General features: G+C 61.8%; 16 protein-coding genes. 11 read left to right on the top strand and 5 right to left on the bottom strand.

The genetic code is table 11. The features are described 5' to 3' along the window. Nucleotides 1-30: 30 nt before the first annotated feature. Nucleotides 31-267: a 50S ribosomal protein L28 gene (gene rpmB, locus Q8O96_RS17000; RefSeq protein WP_011064219.1), complete on the top strand. Its 237-nt coding sequence runs from the start codon at nt 31-33 to the stop codon at nt 265-267. A gap of 11 nt (nt 268-278) precedes the next feature. Next, nucleotides 279-434, top strand: coding sequence for a 50S ribosomal protein L33 (rpmG, locus tag Q8O96_RS16995; protein ID WP_003177274.1), 156 nt, complete (start codon nt 279-281; stop codon nt 432-434). A 58-nt stretch (nt 435-492) separates the two neighbouring features. Here the strand turns inward: rpmG and Q8O96_RS16990 are convergent, their stop codons facing one another. Further along, nucleotides 493-855 (bottom strand): cupin domain-containing protein, encoded by a 363-nt coding sequence (locus Q8O96_RS16990; protein WP_102862257.1) that lies wholly within the window; start codon nt 853-855, stop codon nt 493-495. A gap of 238 nt (nt 856-1,093) precedes the next feature. On the opposite strand from Q8O96_RS16990, the gene Q8O96_RS16985 reads away from it, so the two are divergent. Together Q8O96_RS16985 and Q8O96_RS16980 are read left to right on the top strand one after the other, a co-directional pair. Then, the gene (locus Q8O96_RS16985) at nt 1,094-2,587 is read left to right on the top strand and encodes an aldehyde dehydrogenase (protein ID WP_102862256.1); all 1,494 of its coding nucleotides are present in this window, start codon (nt 1,094-1,096) and stop codon (nt 2,585-2,587) included. Between the two features lie 173 nt (nt 2,588-2,760). After that, nucleotides 2,761-3,909, top strand: coding sequence for an MFS transporter (locus Q8O96_RS16980; protein ID WP_305949129.1), 1,149 nt, complete (start codon nt 2,761-2,763; stop codon nt 3,907-3,909). Nucleotides 3,910-3,913: 4 nt separating this feature from the next. Here Q8O96_RS16980 and Q8O96_RS16975 read toward each other — a convergent pair whose 3' ends face one another. Both Q8O96_RS16975 and Q8O96_RS16970 read right to left on the bottom strand, forming a co-directional pair. Then, nucleotides 3,914-5,485, bottom strand: a complete 1,572-nt coding sequence (locus tag Q8O96_RS16975; RefSeq protein WP_305949128.1) for a phospholipase D family protein — start codon at nt 5,483-5,485, stop codon at nt 3,914-3,916. Between the two features lie 69 nt (nt 5,486-5,554). Beyond that, the gene (locus tag Q8O96_RS16970; RefSeq protein ID WP_102862253.1) at nt 5,555-6,979 is read right to left on the bottom strand and encodes a PLP-dependent aminotransferase family protein; all 1,425 of its coding nucleotides are present in this window, start codon (nt 6,977-6,979) and stop codon (nt 5,555-5,557) included. Between the two features lie 180 nt (nt 6,980-7,159). Here Q8O96_RS16970 and Q8O96_RS16965 point away from each other — a divergent pair, with 180 nt between their 5' ends. Beyond that, the gene (locus Q8O96_RS16965; RefSeq protein ID WP_115581207.1) at nt 7,160-7,402 is read left to right on the top strand and encodes a DUF1127 domain-containing protein; all 243 of its coding nucleotides are present in this window, start codon (nt 7,160-7,162) and stop codon (nt 7,400-7,402) included. 27 nt (nt 7,403-7,429) lie between these two features. Here the strand turns inward: Q8O96_RS16965 and Q8O96_RS16960 are convergent, their stop codons facing one another. Then, entirely contained in the window at nt 7,430-8,743 is a 1,314-nt protein-coding gene (locus tag Q8O96_RS16960; RefSeq protein WP_305949127.1) for an FAD-binding oxidoreductase, read from the bottom strand. 148 nt (nt 8,744-8,891) lie between these two features. On the opposite strand from Q8O96_RS16960, the gene Q8O96_RS16955 reads away from it, so the two are divergent. Then, nucleotides 8,892-9,245, top strand: a complete 354-nt coding sequence (locus tag Q8O96_RS16955; protein WP_102862531.1) for a YkgJ family cysteine cluster protein — start codon at nt 8,892-8,894, stop codon at nt 9,243-9,245. Between the two features lie 47 nt (nt 9,246-9,292). Here Q8O96_RS16955 and Q8O96_RS16950 read toward each other — a convergent pair whose 3' ends face one another. Continuing rightward, the gene (locus tag Q8O96_RS16950; RefSeq protein WP_011064210.1) at nt 9,293-9,781 is read right to left on the bottom strand and encodes an Lrp/AsnC ligand binding domain-containing protein; all 489 of its coding nucleotides are present in this window, start codon (nt 9,779-9,781) and stop codon (nt 9,293-9,295) included. 157 nt (nt 9,782-9,938) lie between these two features. On the opposite strand from Q8O96_RS16950, the gene dadA reads away from it, so the two are divergent. The 5 genes from dadA (at nt 9,939) to Q8O96_RS16925 (ending at nt 14,011) form a co-directional block, all read left to right on the top strand. Further along, nucleotides 9,939-11,240, top strand: a complete 1,302-nt coding sequence (gene dadA / locus Q8O96_RS16945) for a D-amino acid dehydrogenase (RefSeq protein ID WP_102862530.1) — start codon at nt 9,939-9,941, stop codon at nt 11,238-11,240. Further along, entirely contained in the window at nt 11,212-11,565 is a 354-nt protein-coding gene (locus Q8O96_RS16940; protein ID WP_102862250.1) for a RidA family protein, read from the top strand. Before dadA ends, Q8O96_RS16940 begins: the two co-directional genes overlap by 29 nt. A 92-nt stretch (nt 11,566-11,657) precedes the next feature. After that, nucleotides 11,658-12,731, top strand: coding sequence for an alanine racemase (alr, locus tag Q8O96_RS16935; protein ID WP_250329735.1), 1,074 nt, complete (start codon nt 11,658-11,660; stop codon nt 12,729-12,731). A 132-nt stretch (nt 12,732-12,863) separates the two neighbouring features. Continuing rightward, on the top strand, nt 12,864-13,412 hold the full coding sequence (locus Q8O96_RS16930; protein WP_102862248.1) for a cupin domain-containing protein: 549 nt from the start codon (nt 12,864-12,866) through the stop codon (nt 13,410-13,412). 182 nt (nt 13,413-13,594) lie between these two features. Further along, nucleotides 13,595-14,011 (top strand): cytochrome c5 family protein, encoded by a 417-nt coding sequence (locus Q8O96_RS16925; protein ID WP_115581203.1) that lies wholly within the window; start codon nt 13,595-13,597, stop codon nt 14,009-14,011. Nucleotides 14,012-14,143 lie beyond the last annotated feature (132 nt).

Below are 14,143 nucleotides of genomic sequence, written 5' to 3'. Positions count from 1 at the left end.
GTTGGGCATGTGGTTTTAGAGGGCTGAGGCATGTCTAGAGTCTGTCAAGTTACCGGTAAGGGTCCGGTGACTGGGAATAACATTTCCCACGCAAACAACAAAACCCGTCGTCGTTTCCTGCCGAACCTGCAGCATCACCGCTTCTGGGTTGAGTCCGAGAAACGCTTTGTGCGTCTGCGCGTATCTGCCAAAGGCATGCGTATCATCGACAAGCGCGGCATTGATGTCGTGCTGGCCGAAATCCGTCGCGATGGCGGCAAGGTTTAAGGGAGCTAATCATGCGTGAATTGATTCGTTTGATCTCGAGCGCCGGTACTGGTCACTTCTACACTACCGACAAGAACAAGCGTACTACTCCGGACAAAATCGAGATCAAGAAATATGATCCGGTTGTTCGTAAGCACGTGATCTACAAGGAAGGCAAAATCAAGTAATTGATTTTTCTTCTGACAAAAAAACCCGCCTTCAAGCGGGTTTTTTTGTGCCTGGGATTCAGGCCTTCTGTTCGAAGGCCACGTAGACCTTGCGGCAGGGCTCCAGCACTTCCCAGGTGCCTTTGAAGCCGGCCGGGATCACAAAGCGGTCGCCAGAGCGCAGGGTCTTGGCGTTGCCATCGTTGTCTCGCAGCACCGACACGCCCTGGAGAATCTCGCAGTATTCGTGCTCGGTGAAGTTCACCGTCCATTGGCCCACCGCGCCTTCCCAGATCCCGGCATTGAGTTGCCCGCACGGGCTGGCGTAGTGGTTGAACACCGCTTGCTCGGGATCGCCCTTGAGCACTTTTTCCGGAGCGGGGCGGTAGCGTTCGCCCTCGGTGTTGGCCTGGCTGAAGTCGACGACGTTGTGGATGCTCATTCTTGTATTCCCCCGTGATTGCGGCGCGAGTGGCTATGAAGGCCAGAGTCTATGTTTATTAAAATGCACATAGCAATGCTGTTTGCCCGGGCTTTGTCAAATATATTGAAAGTACAGGGGTCGCTGGTTTAGGGTGGCGGGTGCCTTTGGCCGAAAACAGGCTGGCCGGGCAGAATTCTTCATGAGTGCCGGCGTAGTTCGCATGGCGCTTGTATTCAAATAAGAGGAGGACACTCGTATGACCACCCTGACTCGTGCCGATTGGGAACAACGTGCCCGCGACCTGAAAATCGAAGGCCGCGCCTACATCAATGGTGAATACACCGCTGCTGTTTCCAATGACACCTTCGAGTGCATCAGCCCGGTAGACGGTCGTGTGCTGGCAACCATTGCCAGCTGTGACGCCGCCGATGCCCAGCGTGCCGTGGACAATGCCCGCGCCACCTTCAACTCTGGCGTCTGGTCGCGCCTGGCGCCGGCCAAGCGCAAGTCCGTCATGATTCGTTTTGCCGGCCTGCTCAAGCAACACGCCCAGGAGCTCGCGCTCCTGGAAACCCTGGACATGGGCAAGCCCATCACCGACTCCCTGGAAATCGACGTGCCCGGCGCGGCGCAAGCCCTGAGCTGGAGCGGCGAGGCCATCGACAAGATCTACGACGAAGTCGCGGCCACCCCCCATGACCAACTGGGCCTGGTAACCCGTGAGCCGGTGGGTGTAGTCGCGGCCATCGTGCCGTGGAACTTCCCACTGATGATGGCCTGCTGGAAGCTGGGGCCGGCGCTGTCCACCGGTAACTCGGTGATCCTCAAGCCTTCGGAAAAATCCCCGCTGACCGCAATCCGCATTGCGGCTCTAGCGGTGGAAGCCGGGATTCCGGCTGGCGTGTTCAACGTGCTGCCCGGCTACGGTCACACCGTTGGCAAGGCCCTGGCCCTGCACATGGACGTGGACACCCTGGTGTTCACCGGCTCCACCAAGATCGCCAAGCAACTGCTGGTGTACTCCGGTGAATCCAACATGAAGCGCGTCTGGCTGGAAGCCGGTGGCAAAAGCCCGAACATCGTATTTGCCGATGCCCCGGACCTGCAGGCCGCCGCCGAATCCGCTGCCAGCGCCATTGCCTTCAACCAGGGCGAAGTCTGCACCGCCGGTTCCCGTCTGCTGGTGGAGCGTTCCATCAAGGACAAATTCCTGCCGCTGGTGATCGAGGCCCTGAAAGCCTGGAAACCGGGCAACCCACTGGACCCGGCCACCAACGTCGGCGCCCTGGTGGACACCCAGCAGATGAACACCGTGCTGTCCTACATCGAGGCCGGTCACGCCGATGGCGCCAAGTTGGTGGCCGGTGGCAAGCGCACCCTGCAGGAGACAGGTGGTACCTACGTCGAACCGACGATTTTCGACGGCGTCAGCAACGCGATGAAGATTGCCCAGGAAGAAATCTTCGGCCCAGTGCTGTCAGTGATTGCGTTCGACAGCGTGGAAGAGGCGATCCAGATTGCCAACGACACTCCGTACGGATTGGCGGCGGCGGTCTGGACTGCAAACATCTCCAAGGCGCACCTGACGGCCAAGGCGCTGCGTGCCGGCAGCGTCTGGATCAACCAGTACGACGGTGGCGACATGACCGCGCCGTTCGGCGGCTTCAAGCAGTCGGGCAATGGTCGGGACAAGTCGCTGCACGCGTTCGACAAGTACACCGAGCTGAAAGCGACCTGGATCAAGCTCTGAGTCTTCGGGGTTGAGGCAATGGCGTCCGCAAGGGCGCTTGCGCCGGCAAGCGCCACGCCTTACAGGCGTCTTTGTCCGAAGCTGTTGATCCACAGCGCAGCCGGACTTCCCGCGAGGGGAGTCCGGCTGTGTTGTCTGTGGCTTGCAGAATAATCATCCACAGGAGTGTGGAAATGCCTTGGGCGACTTATTTCGCCGTTTTATCCGCTGTCTTGAGTGTCGGCCTGGCCTTGGGCATGACCATGCCGCTGGTGTCCTTGCGCCTGGAAAGCTGGGGCTACGGACCCTTTGCCATCGGCGTGGTAGCGGCGATGCCGGCCATTGGCGTGCTGCTGGGCGCGAAGATTTCCAGTCGGCTGGCGGCCCGCTTCGGTACCGCCAACCTGATGCGCCTGTGCCTGTGGGCGGGTGCGCTCTCTATTGGACTGCTGGCGCTGTTGCCCAGCTATCCGGTGTGGCTGGCGTTGCGCCTGATTCTGGGCGTGGTGCTGACCATCATCTTCATTCTGGGGGAAAGCTGGATCAATCAGCTGGTGGTGGAGCAGTGGCGGGGACGGCTGGTGGCGTTGTATGGCAGCGGCTATGCCCTGAGTCAGCTGGCCGGCCCCTTGCTGCTTGGTGTCCTGGGGATCACGCAGGACTACGGCTTCTGGGTCTCGGTGGGATTGCTGGTGGCGGCGCCCTTGCTGCTGTTGGGGCGTAGCGGAGCGCCGAGCACCGAGTCTTGCAATGTCACCCTGATCGACCTCTGGCGCTTCTGTCAGACGTTGCCGGCGATTGGTTGGGCGGTGGCCTTGTTCGCGACTTTCGAGGCTCTGATCCTGACCTTGCTTCCGGTTTATTGCTTGAGCCAGGGCTTCACCGAGGACGTGGCCCTGGCCATGGTCAGCACCGTAGTGGTGGGCGATGCATTGTTGCAGCTGCCGATCGGCGCCTTGGCTGATCGCGTCTCCCGGCGCGGCCTGTTCACCGGTTGCGCGGTGATCCTGCTGTGCTCCAGCCTGGCCATTCCCCTGCTGTTGGACAGCGTATTGATCTGGCCGTTGTGGGTGCTGTTCGGGGCCAGCGCTGGTGGGCTGTTCACCTTGTCGCTGATCCTGATCGGCGAGCGTTATCGCGACGATGCTTTGGTACGAGCCAATGCTCATGTGGCGCAGCTGTGGGGTATCGGTTGTCTGATCGGTCCCTTGGTGGCAGGTGCGGGCAGCCAGTGGGTCAGCGGCCATGCGATGTTGCTGCTGGTGGCGGCGGGCGCCTTTGGCCTGTTGCTTCTGCTGCTGCGTCAGGGCGCTTTTGGCAGCGTCCAGGCGCAACCCTTGTAGCGCTTCAAAGCATGCGCTCCAGACCGATGCGAGTGCTCAGCCAGGCATTGATGCGTCGCCACCAACTGCCGGGCTCGTGGCTCAGACTGTGCAGCTGCCCATGGTCCTCGGTGATCCAGACCAGCTTGCCGTCCTCCAGTTTGACCTGGTAGCTGAGGGGCGGCGCCATCCCTTGCAGGGCCAGGGCGCGTACATGCTCGGCCAGTTCGGGGCTGTCCACCAGCACCCCGACCTCGGTGTTCCACAGCACTGAGCGTGAATCGAAATTGAATGAGCCGATAAAGCTCTTCTGTCGGTCGAAGACCATCGCCTTGCTGTGCAGGCTGGAGTCCGAGTCCTTCAAGGAACGGCTGTGGAACAGCCGCGGACCGCTGCCGCCGCCCCGCTCTGCGGGTTGCCTGCGCAACTCGTAGAGCTTCACGCCGTGTTCCAGCAAGGCCTTGCGATAGGGCGCGTAGCCGCCATGCACCACCGGCACGTCGGTGGCTTCCAGGGCGTTGGTCAAGAGGCTGACCGCGACCCCGGCGTCAGCCCGGCCGGTCAGGTACACCAGCCCCGGCTGGCCCGGGACGAAGTAGGCCGAGACCATGATCAGTTCCTTGCTGACGCCCTTGAGCTCCGGTGCCAACTGGGTGGTCAGCAGCAAGTGCGGGTCGGGATCGCCCTTGGCCAGGACCTTGGTGGGGGCGTCCCACAGGGCCTGGTTCCAGGCCCAGATCAGTTCCTTGCGCCAGATATCCATGCGCGGCTGGGTCTGGTAGGTCATCAGCTGGCGATACAGGGCCTGGTTTTGCCGGTGGCTGTCCTGTAGCGACTCTTCCAGGCGCTGGCGGGTGTTGTTCAGGGCCTGGGTTGAAGGTGCGTAAGACAGGAACTCGTCTATGGGCCGGCTCAGGGCACTGTTCCAGTATTGATCGAAGCTATGGCCCAGCTGTTCGGCCACGGGGCCTGCGCTGAACATGTCGATGTCGGTGAAGTTGAGATTGGGTTCGGCATCGAAGTATTCATCGCCGATGTTGCGCCCGCCGACGATGGCCACGCTGTTGTCCGCCAGCCACAGCTTGTTGTGCATCCGGCGATGCTGTTGCGACAGGTTGAACAGGCGGCCCACGGCTCGGGTAACGCCGGTGCTGCGGCCCAGGTGCAGCGGGTTGAACAGGCGGACCTGGATCTGCGGGTGGGCGGCCAGGGTGGCGATGATCTGGTCCAGCCCGTCGCTGGTGGTGTCGTCCAGCAGGATGCGTACCCGCACACCTCGATCGGCAGCCTTGAGCAACTCGTCCACCAGCATCCGGGTGCTGATGCCGTCATGAACGATGTAGTACTGCAAGTCGAGGCTGCTCTGGGCGTTGCGGATCAGCTCGGCGCGGGCCATGAAGGCTTCGGTGCTGTTGGGCAGCAGGCGAAAGCCGGAGCGTCCCTGGTAGGGGGCGGCCTGGGCCCGGATGGACTGGGCGAAGCTGGAGTCACTGGCGGCCAACGCTTGGCTGGGCTGGTAAGGCACTTCCTGGGTGGCGCAGCCGCCTAGCCCGAGGGTCAGGATCAGCGGCAGGATAAACCCCTGTTTACGGCTCAAGTCAGGTCGTCTCGCATCGCGGCGCGGGTTGGCATGGGGCAGTGGGCTTCCTGCAACGTGACCCGGGGTTCAGTCCTGGGTTTCGCTGAGCAGCTTGATGGCTGCGGAGCCGACTTTGCGTACCGCGTCTTCGATCTGCGCGGTTGGCTTGGCAGCGTAGTTCATCCGCAGGCAATTGCGGTATTTGCCCGAGGCGGAAAAGATACTGCCCACGGCGATCTGCACGCCTTGGTCGAGCAATGCCCGGTTGAGTTTCAGAGCGTCGAAGCCTTCGGGCAGTTCGATCCACAGCATGAAACTGCCCTGGGGGCGACTGGCGCGGGTGCCCGTGGGGAAATAGCGGCTGACCCAATCGAGCATCAGGTCGCGATTGCGCTGGTATTGAGTGCGCATCTTGCGCAAATGGGGCTCGAAATGACCGCTTTTCAGGAATTCGGCGATGGCCACCTGGGGTTGCGGGGCGGTGGAGCCGGTACTGATGTACTTCATGTGCAGCACCCGCTCCAAGTAGCGGCCGGGTGCGACCCAGCCGATACGCAGGCCGGGGGCCAGGGTCTTGGAGAAGGAACTGCACAGCAGAACCCTGCCGTCGTCGTCGAAGGACTTGATGGTTCGCGGGCGTGGGTAGGTGTAGGCCAGTTCGCCATACACGTCGTCCTCGATGATCGCCACGTCGAAGCGCTGGGCCAGGGTCAGCAGGGCCCGCTTGCGCGACTCCGGCATGATGTAGCCCAAGGGATTGTTGCAGTTGGGGGTCAACTGTATGGCCTTGATCGGCCACTGCTCCAGGGCCAGTTCCAGGGCTTCCAGGCTGATCCCGGTAATAGGGTCGGTGGGGATTTCCAGGGCCTTCATGCCCAGCCCCTTGAGGGTCTGCATGGCGCCGTGAAAGCTCGGCGAGTCTACGGCGACGATGTCCCCGGGCTCGCAGATAGCGCGAATGCTGGAGGACAGGGCTTCATGGCAGCCAGTGGTGATCACCAGGTCATTGGCCCCCAGCTGGCAGCCCGAATCCAGCATCAGCCGCGCCACTTGCTCGCGCAATTCCAGCACGCCGTAGATGTTGTCGTAGTGCAGGCCGGGCATGTCCTGGCGCCGGCTGAGCCGGGCCAGGGCCCGTAGCAAGGGCTTCATGGTTGGCGTGGTGATGTCCGGCATGCCGCGGCCCAGTTGCACCACATCCTTGCGCGGCACCGCGCGGATCAATTCCAACACCTGGTCCCACTGGGAGATTTCCACCGGCCGCTGGGCCGGGCGACCGACTGCCGGCAGCGCAGGCAACTCACGGCTGGGGGGGACGAAGTACCCGGATTTTGGCTTGGGCATGGCCAGTCCGTTGTCTTCCAGTACGCGGTAGGCCTGCTGCACGGTACTCAGGCTGACCCCGTGTTCTACGCTCAGCGCGCGCACCGAGGGCAGTCGATCACCGGGGCGATAGAAGCCCTGTTCGATGCGGGTGCCCAGGAGTTCGGCGAGGTTCACGTAGAGGGTCATGGCGTTGGCTCGAAGTGGCAGTCATGGAGGACCAGTACAGATGAGGCAAAAATACGGCATTCAGCGGGAATTTTGGCAAATCTGTATGGAAGTAATGCCGCTGTATTGGGTCTGTATTGGTTTTGCTATGGCGCCCATCATGCTCGCTCATGGCAACTTGAGTAAACAGGAGCAATGGAGATGAACGGCTTGAGCGATGTGCGGCTGTCGTTACGCGGTCAGGAGCTGGAAGTCGAGCAGGAGCGGGCGGCGGCGACCCTGTCGCGCACTGCGCCGTCCGGGCTGGGAACCTGGGACCTGTACTGGCATCGATTGCGTACCCGCAAGGCGTTGCTGGAGTTGACCGCCGAGGAGTTGCGGGATGTGGGGCTGAGCCGCGAGGAGGCGCGGGCCGAAGGCCTCAAGCCTTTCTGGCGGCTGTAATCCGCGGCGACAAGGAGCCGCGGAAGATCAGGCCAGCTCTTTCAGGCGATGCCAGAGCATGCCCAGGGCCAACAGTGGCGAGCGCAGGTGCTTGCCGCCGGGAAAGGTGATGTGCGGCACCTTGGCGAACAGGTCGAAGCCGCCGCCCTGTTGACCGCTGATGGCCTCTCCCAGCAACTTGCCCGCCAGGTGCGTGGCGTTCAGCCCATGGCCTGAATAGGCCTGGGCGTAATACACATTGGGCTGGTCCTTGAGTCGGCCGATCTGTGGCAGGCGGTTGGCGCCGATGCCGATCATGCCGCCCCACTGGTAGTCGATCTTCACCTTGGCCAGTTGCGGGAACACTTCCAGCATCTTCGGCCGCATGTACGCGGCGATGTCCTTGGGGTCGCGTCCCGAGTAGTGGCAGGCACCGCCGAACAACAGGCGCCGATCGGCCGAGAGCCGGTAGTAGTCCAGAGCGACGCGCTGGTCGCAGACCGCCATGTTCTGTGGCAATAGCTCTTGCGCCTGGGCCTCACTCAAGGGTTCGGTGGCAATGATGTAGCTGCCGGCCGGCAGCACCTTGCCCCCCAGCTCCGGGTTGAGGTCGTTGAGGTAGGCGTTGCAGCCCAGCACCAGGGTCTTGGCGCGGACCGTGCCGCGATGGCTGTGGACCTTGACCTCGGGCCCGTAGTCGATGCGAGTCACCGCCGAATGCTCTAACAGACGCACGCCCATCTGCTGCGCCGCCCGGGCTTCACCCAGGGCCAGGTTCAGTGGATGCAGATGGCCCGAGCCCATGTCGATCAGCCCGCCAACGTAGCGTGTGGAGCCCACTACGCTGTGCATTTCACTGGCCTGCAACAGGCGGGTTTCGTGGCGATAGCCCAGGCTGCGCAGCTCTTCGGCGTCTTCGGCAAAACCCTCAAGGTCTGCTGGCTTGTTGGCCAGGTCGCAGTAGCCCCAGGTCAGATCGCAGGGGATCTGCAGGCGTTCGATACGCTGGCGGACGATTTCCACCGCCTCCAGGCCCATGAGCTTCATCTGCCGCACGCCGTCGCTACCGATCACCTTGGTGAACTGCTCCAGGCCGTGGCCGACCCCGCGAATCAACTGCCCACCGTTGCGGCCGCTGGCGCCCCAGCCGATCTTGCGGGCTTCCAGCAGGATCACGCTGAACCCGCGTTCGGCCAGTTCCAGCGCGGTATTGAGCCCCGAGAATCCGCCGCCTACCACGCACACGTCCGCTGTCAGCTCGCCTGCCAGTGTCGGGTAGTCCGGCTGCGGCAGGCTGCTGGCGGCATAGTAAGAGGCGGCGTGCCGATCGCTGGCGGCGGATGGCTGAGCACTGGCGGGCATGGAAAGTGTCCTGATCAGGGGGTCTTTAAAAATTGCCGGAGCATAAGCCGCGGCTTTCGTTTGCGGCAACCGCAGGACGCCCGGCCCTGTCTGCTGCCAGGCATTTAGGGCAGAATTCATGGCTATTCATGCCCCGGTAGCCTTTTTCATGAGCTGTAACCGTCAAATCGTCCGTAGTTTGCGTCAGCAGATTCCCTCGTTCGAGTGCGTTCCTGGTTGCCACGACTGCTGCGGCCCAGTCACCACTTCGCCTGAGGAGATGTCCCGCCTGCCGCGCAAGACCGCTGCCGAGCAGGACGCCGCCATGGACGAGCTCAACTGTGTGCACCTGGGCCCCAATGGCTGCACGGTGTATGACGAACGCCCGCTGATCTGTCGCTTGTTCGGCACCACGCCGAGCCTGCCGTGCCCCAACGGCCGGCGTCCCGTGGAGATGATCCACCCCCGGGTCGAGAAGCAGATCCACGACTACATGGCCAGCAATCGTCAGGTCCTGGTCTAGCCCCTCGCGCTCCGAGCCAGCTTGCCGCGGAACCGGCGCCCCTCATCTCAATCCGGAATCGGCAGGCTCAGGCTTTCCTTCACTTCCTCCATCACGATGTAGCTCTTGGATTCCCGTACATGGGGCAGCTTGAGCAGGATGTCCCCCAGCAGCTTGCGATAGGACGCCATCTCCGAGATCCGCGCCTTGACCAGATAGTCGAAGTCCCCGGATACCAGGTGGCACTCCAGCACGTGCGGCAGCTTCAGTACCGCCCGGCGAAACTCCTCGAAGGTATCCCCTGACTTGTAGTCCAGGCTGATCTCGACGAACACCAGCAGGCTGCCCTTCAAGTGCTGCGGGTTGAGCCGGGCGTTGTAGCCCATGATGATTCCTTCGCGTTCCAGGCGGCGCACTCGCTCGGTGCAAGGGGTGGTGGAGAGTCCGACCCGTTCCCCCAGCTCGGTGAAGGAAATGCGTCCATCGGCCTGCAGAATTCGCAGGATATTGCGATCTATCTTGTCCAGGGCACGACGGGTCTGATGATTGGTGCGCATAGGGGATGCCCCTCCGTGAAAAGCGATATTGCCGAGAATTCTCGCCAAATATAGGCGGTTATATAGTGAAAATCACTGCTCAATGTTTCTTACACTGCGCCCATCTTTGCTCTGAATAACAAACGTCAGCGGTCAAGCCGCGATGAGGGATATGAAAATGCGCGTTCTGGTCTTGGGCAGTGGCGTTATCGGAACCACCAGTGCCTATTACCTGGCTCGAGCCGGGTTTGATGTGACCGTGGTGGACCGCCAGCCGGCTGCAGCCATGGAAACCAGTTTCGCCAACGCCGGCCAGGTTTCCCCTGGCTATGCCTCGCCCTGGGCTGCTCCGGGCGTGCCGCTCAAGGCCATCAAATGGCTGCTGCAGCGCCACGCACCGCTGGCAATCAAGGCCACCGCCGATATCGACCAATACCTGTGGATGGCGCAGATGCTGCGTAACTGCACTGCCAGCCGTTATGCAGTGAACAAAGAGCGCATGGTGCGTCTGTCCGAATACAGCCGTGACTGCCTCGACGAATTGCGCGCGGAAACCGGCATCGCCTACGAAGGTCGCAGCCTGGGCACCACCCAGCTGTTCCGCACCCAGGCGCAACTGGACGGTGCGGCGAAAGACATCGCCGTGCTCAAGGAATCCGGCGTACCGTTCGAGCTGTTGGATCGCGAGGGCATCGCCCGGGTCGAGCCGGCTCTGGCCAGCGTCACCGACATCCTTGCCGGTGCCCTGCGCCTGCCGAATGACCAGACCGGCGACTGCCAGATCTTCACCACGCGCCTGGCTGAAATGGCCATCAAGCTGGGTGTGGAGTTCCGTTTTGGCCAGGACATCCAGCGCCTCGACTTCGCCGGCGACCGGATCAATGGCGTGTGGATCGACGGCAAACTGGAAACCGCCGACCGCTACGTGCTGGCCCTGGGCAGCTACTCGCCGCAATTGCTCAAGCCGCTGGGCATCAAGGCCCCGGTGTACCCACTCAAGGGCTACTCCCTGACCGTGCCGATCACCAACCCGGCCATGGCCCCGACTTCGACCATCCTCGACGAGACCTACAAGGTCGCGATCACTCGTTTCGATAACCGTATCCGGGTCGGTGGCATGGCCGAAATCGCCGGTTTTGACCTGTCGCTGAACCCACGCCGGCGTGAAACGCTGGAGATGATCGTCAACGATCTCTATCCTCAGGGCGGCGATCTGTCCCAGGCCAGTTTCTGGACCGGGCTGCGTCCTACCACCCCGGATGGCACGCCCATCGTCGGTGCCACGCCGTTCCGCAATCTGTTCTTGAACACCGGTCATGGCACCCTCGGTTGGACCATGGCCTGTGGTTCCGGTCGTTTGCTGGCGGACCTGATGGCCAAGAAAAAGCCGCAGATCAGTGCCGAAGGCCTCGATATTTCCCGTTATGGCAACCCTCAGGAGTCAGCTAAACATGTCAATCCAGCGCCAGCTCACCAATGAGCGCATGAGTCAGATCGTCGTTCACAGCGGTACGGTGTATCTGTCCGGGCAAGTCGGCGATGACATGAGTGCCGGGATCGAACAGCAAACCCGGGAAACCCTGGCCAACATCGAGCGTCTGCTGGACCTGGCGGGCACCGACAAGAGCAAGCTGCTGTCGGTGACCATCTACCTCAAGGACATCGATGCCCACTTCGCAGGCATGAACAGTGTCTGGGACCAGTGGCTGCCAAAAGGCGTGGCCCCGGCCCGGGCCACTGTGGAGGCCAAGCTCTGCGAGCCGGAAATCCTCATCGAGCTTTCCGTGGTGGCTGCTCTGCCTTGAGCGACAAGATCCCTCTCCCGGTGCCGGTGGCGGCCAGCCGTTATCCAGCACCGGTTTTTTATTCCCCCATGACCGCCTAGAAGTCTGCCGCCATGCGCCCTGCCCGTGCCCTGATCGATCTCCAAGCCCTGCGTCACAACTACCAACTGGCCCGTGAAGTCTCGGGTGTTCGCGCCCTTGCGGTGATCAAGGCTGATGCCTACGGTCATGGCGCCGTGCGTTGCGCCCAGGCGCTGGAGGCCGAGGCCGACGGCTTTGCCGTGGCCTGCATCGAAGAGGCCCTGGAACTGCGCGCCGCCGGTATTGGTGCGCCGATCCTGCTGTTGGAAGGTTTCTTTGAGGCCTCCGAGTTGGCGCTGATCGTCGAGCATGATTTCTGGTGTGTGGTGCATTCGCTGTGGCAGCTCGAGGCTATCGAGCAGACACCGGTGGCCAAGCCGCTGACGGTCTGGCTCAAGCTGGATTCGGGCATGCACCGGGTTGGCCTGCATCCCAAGGATTACCAGACGGCCTATCAACGGCTGCAGGCCAGCGGCAAGGTCGAGAAGATCGTGCTGATGAGCCACTTCGCCCGTGCTGACGAGCTGGACTGCCCGCGCAGCAGCGAACAGGTCGCGGTATTCGAGGCGGCTCGTCAGGGGTTGGGGGCTGAAATCAGCTTGCGTAACTCGCCGGCGGTCATGGGCTGGCCGAGCGTGCCCAGTGACTGGGTGCGTCCCGGCATCATGCTTTATGGCTCTACGCCGTTCGAAGAAAACAACTCCGTGGCTGAGCGACTGCAGCCGGTCATGACCCTGGAATCCAAGGTGATCTGTGTGCGTGAGCTGCCCGCCGGCGAGCCGGTGGGCTATGGCGCCAAGTTCATCACCGACAAGCCGATGCGCATCGGCGTGGTCGCCATGGGTTATGCCGATGGCTATCCGCGCCACGCGCCGACCGGCACTCCGGTGCTGGTGGACGGCCAGCGCAGCCGCCTGCTGGGCCGGGTGTCCATGGACATGCTGTGTGTCGACCTGACGGATGTGCCACAGGCCGGGCTGGGTTCCCGGGTGGAATTGTGGGGCAAGAACATCCTCGCCAGCGAGGTTGCCCTGGCCGCCAATACCATCCCTTATCAGCTGTTCTGCAACCTGCGTCGGGTGCCGCTGGTGTACTGCGAAGACTGAGATTACGCGGGTTGTACCGAAAGTCGCCTGCCCTCGGGGGAATCGGGGCCAAGTGTTGTAAATACTGAACGCTGTCGCCATGATAACGCTCAATTACAACAACGCCTGATTCCCGCCTAGGAGGCTGCCGCATTGGACGTCGGTGAACGACTACAATCCATCCGTAAACTGAAAGGTCTTTCCCAGCGTGAACTCGCCAAGCGTGCGGGCGTCACCAATAGCACCATTTCAATGATCGAAAAGAACAGTGTCAGCCCCTCGATCAGCTCGCTGCGAAAGGTGCTGGGCGGCATTCCCATGTCCATGGTCGAGTTCTTTTCCGAGGAAATCCTCCAGGAAACGCCTTCTCAGATTGTCTACAAGGCCCACGAACTGATCGATATCTCCGATGGCGCAGTCACCATGAAGCTGGTGGGCCGGGCGCATCCGAGTCGTGCTATTGCGTTTCTCAACGAAATCTACCCGCCCGGCGCCGATACCGGGGAAGAGATGCTCACCCACGATGGCGAGGAAACCGGCATTCTTCTCGAAGGTCGCCTGGAACTGGTGGTAGGGCTGGAAACATTTGTCCTGGAGGCCGGTGACAGCTACTACTTTGAGAGTACGAAGCCGCACCGTTTCCGTAATCCGTTCGATGCTCCGGCGCGACTAATCAGCGCAGCCACTCCGGCAAATTTCTAGACCAAGAGGCATCCTGCAAGGTTTGCAGAGAGGCCCCCAGCGACATTTCGCCGCGATTAAGACCCCTTCGACTTTGGGGTTGTTTCAGTGTGGCGGGCTAACCGTTATACTTTCGCCCGCCTGCGAAACCGTGGCCGCAGGCGTGACTAGCCACCATTGAGGGTGTACGCGTGAACCTAATTATGAAAATGCTGGCCGCACCAGCAACCGTATTGGCCCTTTGGGCAGTCAGCGCTCAAGCTGCGACTAATGACGACATTGCCAAGCGTCTTGAGCCTGTTGGCCAGGTCTGCGTTCAGGGGCAGGAATGCAAGGGTATGGAAGTCGCTGCTACTGCAGGTGGTGGCGGTGGTGCGAAATCCCCGGATGACGTGATTGCCAAGCATTGCAATGCTTGTCACGGCACCGGCCTGTTGGGTGCGCCGAAAATCGGTGACACCGCAGCCTGGAAAGAGCGTGCCGATCACCAGGGCGGCCTCGACGGCATCCTGGCCAAGGCCATCACCGGTATCAACGCCATGCCGCCTAAAGGCACCTGCGCCGATTGCACCGATGATGATCTCAAAGCTGCTATCCAGAAGATGTCCGGCCTGAAATAAGTCGCCATCTTCAGCGAAAAAGCCGCTTACGAGCGGCTTTTTTGTGGGCGTAATTCAGCCAGTGCACTGTTCAAGGCAGCAAACTCCCGGCAAGCTCGGTCCAACCTCAATTCATGGATGGTCCCCGGAGGG

Source organism: Pseudomonas sp. LPH60 (assembly GCF_030718165.1).
Lineage (GTDB): Bacteria > Pseudomonadota > Gammaproteobacteria > Pseudomonadales > Pseudomonadaceae > Aquipseudomonas > Aquipseudomonas danubii.
This window is presented reverse-complemented; position numbering and strand designations above follow the sequence as displayed.

Excerpts from the sequence above, each read along its gene's own strand:
- dadA (WP_102862530.1), top strand. The coding sequence starts at position 9,939 with ATGCGCGTTCTGGTCTTGGGCAGTGGCGTTATCGGAACCACCAGTGCC.
- alr (WP_250329735.1), top strand. The coding sequence starts at position 11,658 with ATGCGCCCTGCCCGTGCCCTGATCGATCTCCAAGCCCTGCGTCACAAC.
- Q8O96_RS16960 (WP_305949127.1), bottom strand. The coding sequence starts at position 8,743 with ATGCCCGCCAGTGCTCAGCCATCCGCCGCCAGCGATCGGCACGCCGCC.
- rpmG (WP_003177274.1), top strand. The coding sequence starts at position 279 with ATGCGTGAATTGATTCGTTTGATCTCGAGCGCCGGTACTGGTCACTTC.
- Q8O96_RS16925 (WP_115581203.1), top strand. The coding sequence starts at position 13,595 with ATGAAAATGCTGGCCGCACCAGCAACCGTATTGGCCCTTTGGGCAGTC.
- Q8O96_RS16990 (WP_102862257.1), bottom strand. The coding sequence starts at position 855 with ATGAGCATCCACAACGTCGTCGACTTCAGCCAGGCCAACACCGAGGGC.
- Q8O96_RS16985 (WP_102862256.1), top strand. The coding sequence starts at position 1,094 with ATGACCACCCTGACTCGTGCCGATTGGGAACAACGTGCCCGCGACCTG.
- Q8O96_RS16955 (WP_102862531.1), top strand. The coding sequence starts at position 8,892 with ATGAGCTGTAACCGTCAAATCGTCCGTAGTTTGCGTCAGCAGATTCCC.
- rpmB (WP_011064219.1), top strand. The coding sequence starts at position 31 with ATGTCTAGAGTCTGTCAAGTTACCGGTAAGGGTCCGGTGACTGGGAAT.
- Q8O96_RS16970 (WP_102862253.1), bottom strand. The coding sequence starts at position 6,979 with ATGACCCTCTACGTGAACCTCGCCGAACTCCTGGGCACCCGCATCGAA.
- Q8O96_RS16965 (WP_115581207.1), top strand. The coding sequence starts at position 7,160 with ATGAACGGCTTGAGCGATGTGCGGCTGTCGTTACGCGGTCAGGAGCTG.
- Q8O96_RS16950 (WP_011064210.1), bottom strand. The coding sequence starts at position 9,781 with ATGCGCACCAATCATCAGACCCGTCGTGCCCTGGACAAGATAGATCGC.
- Q8O96_RS16940 (WP_102862250.1), top strand. The coding sequence starts at position 11,212 with ATGTCAATCCAGCGCCAGCTCACCAATGAGCGCATGAGTCAGATCGTC.
- Q8O96_RS16980 (WP_305949129.1), top strand. The coding sequence starts at position 2,761 with ATGCCTTGGGCGACTTATTTCGCCGTTTTATCCGCTGTCTTGAGTGTC.